The sequence below is a fragment of the Acinetobacter sp. YK3 genome, from assembly GCF_001729365.1.
In the GTDB taxonomy this organism is placed as follows: domain Bacteria; phylum Pseudomonadota; class Gammaproteobacteria; order Pseudomonadales; family Moraxellaceae; genus Acinetobacter; species Acinetobacter vivianii.
This window is the reverse complement of sequence record NZ_LZPJ01000044.1, coordinates 1-2,386: the sequence shown is the minus strand read 5'-3', so window position 1 is coordinate 2,386 and position 2,386 is coordinate 1. Positions and strand designations below refer to the sequence as shown.

The following is a 2,386-nucleotide window of genomic DNA, read 5'->3' as shown; positions in this document are numbered from 1 at the left end:
TTATATTTTTATTCTTTGTAAATTGATTTGTTGCATTGATGGCAACTGAAAAAGCACCTATTATTTGGTTAATTATAGGAATGTTTTTGGTAAATGTTATTATCCGTAGAGGAGGTAAAATTCCTCTTAGATCAATAGTTAAGATTTCAATACCTGTATTTGCTATTTTAATCGGCATGTATATGTTCTTTATGAAAAGCTTATCAGTTTCTGATGCATTTAACTCTGTACTATCAAGAACTTTTACAGGAAGTATTACACCTGCTTATTTTTATTTGGAATTATTTCCTGAGCATTATGATTATCTTCATGGGAAAAGCTTCCCAAATCCTAAGGGGATTCTACCCTATGAACCAGTACGATTAACAGTATTAGTTATGGATTGGGTGAATCCTCAGTTGGAGCAGTTGGGAATAGTAGGGACTATGCCAACAGTATTTTGGGCAGAGATTTACGCAAATTTTGGGCCTCTGTTAATTGCTCCTGCATCTTTCTTTGTCGGATTTATTTTGAAAATGTTTGATGGATTTATTTTGAAATTTAGAGAGCTTCCATTAAGTATAGGGTATTATGTTTGGGTTATTCTATATTTTAGATCTCTGTCTGTTACAAGTTTTTCTAATTTTATTTTAAATATTTCTTTAATTGTTATAAATGAGAAATTTGTATTTATATCTATGAGGAATTTTAAATTAAATTATGTTCGTTAAATGGTTTTGTGAAAACTGTTTTGTTGGAAATATCTTTAAATAGTTTATTAACTGTTTTTAATTTTATTTATGTGGTTTAATATACTACGAGTAAAGTAATGAATAATCTTCATATTAGCTTAAATGAATTTACAAATGCTAGTCGTGTTTTGAAGCAAACGAAAAGTTTGGTTGATTCCGGTATGGTAAGTCAGGTGCATATTGCAGCCTTACATAAGGATGACTTGGATGAGGAGTATAACTATGATAGCAAAAGACAATTAAAAAGATTTTCTTTGCGTAGTAGAGGCCTAAGCAAAAATCTTTTTATGCAATTTGTTAAATATATAGAGTTTTGCTTTTTAGTCTATTATTATTATAAAGATAAAAAAATAAATATGGTAAATATCCATTCTTTAAGTATGTTTCCATTAGGTATATTTCTTAAATATGCATATAATGCTATTTTAATTTATGATACTCATGAGTTGGAAGTGGAAAGAAATGGTTTAAAAGGAATTAGACAGAAATTATGTAAGTGGATGGAGCGTAGATTTATTAAGTATATGGATCTGACTTTTGTTGTCAGTGAAAGTATTGCTGATTGGTATCAAAAAGAATATCAAATTGAACGTCCTCCTGTCGTGTTAAATTCACCAAACAGAAGAGAACGAAAGAAAAATAATCATTTTCGTGAGCAATTAGGTATTAGTGCAGAGCAGATTATTTTAATTTATCAAGGGGGGTTATTTTCTGGGCGCGGTATACATTTAATTATAGATGCCTTCAAGGAGCGTACTAATAATAAAGTTGTTGTTGTTTTTATGGGATATGGCGAGTTAGAGAAAGATATTAAAAGTGCTGCATCAGAATGCGATAATATTTTCTTTTTTCCTGCAGTACCACCAGAAGTTGTATTAGAGTATACCTCTTCGGCAGACCTGGGTATCTCTTTAATTGAAAATACTTGTTTATCTTACTATTATTGTATGCCTAATAAATTATTCGAATATTCAATGGCTGGATTACCTGTTCTTGTTTCAAATATGAAAGATATGACCGAATTGGTTACTACTAATCATATGGGAGATGTGATTTTAGATTTTTCTACTTTTGGAATTAACCAAGCAATTGATAGCTTTTTGCAACAGGACTTAGTATATATGAAAGATAATGCTTATAGAGTAGCTTGTGAAAACTCTTGGGAAAAACAGGAGCAAAAAATGCTAGAAGCATACAAATATATTTTAAGTAAGTAGGTGTTTATTATGTAAACTATTTTTATATGCAATTTTTCTTGAGTTTAACTGAATGGGTTGATCGGATATATTAAAAACTAGATGTATTTACTATTTTATACAAGATGTCATAACGTTTTATGGGGTAAATTTTTTAAATGCTTATAGTGAAAGGTGTAGTATGAAATCTTATGTTTATATTTGCAATAATTTTATTGGAAATAAGGTTCATAGTGAAATGATTTTAAGCTTGTCTAAAAAATACAATAATATACAGCATTATATTTTTGTGCCTTGTACTGATATCTCTGTTATTGGGAATAATAAAATAGAAGCAGGAAATGTTTTTATTGAATATGTTTTTGTTAATAAATATTTAAAGTTTTTTCCAATTATAAAATCATTAATAATTTTATTTTCAATTTTAAAAAGAGCTAAGTTTTTAAAAATTAATTGGAG

The 2,386-nt window shown here is 28.5% G+C and carries 3 protein-coding genes; all 3 read left to right on the top strand.

Annotation, left to right across the window (positions count from 1 at the left end; translation table 11 throughout):
- Positions 1 to 38 precede the first annotated feature (38 nt).
- On the top strand, positions 39 to 710 hold the full coding sequence (locus A9Z07_RS04505; protein ID WP_069577217.1) for a hypothetical protein: 672 nt from the start codon (positions 39 to 41) through the stop codon (positions 708 to 710).
- A 98-nt stretch (positions 711 to 808) separates the two neighbouring features.
- Positions 809 to 1,948, top strand: a complete 1,140-nt coding sequence (locus tag A9Z07_RS04500; protein ID WP_069577212.1) for a glycosyltransferase — start codon at positions 809 to 811, stop codon at positions 1,946 to 1,948.
- Positions 1,949 to 2,108: 160 nt separating this feature from the next.
- Positions 2,109 to 2,386: hypothetical protein (locus A9Z07_RS04495; protein ID WP_139126629.1), on the top strand; the 278-nt coding region annotated here is incomplete at its 3' end.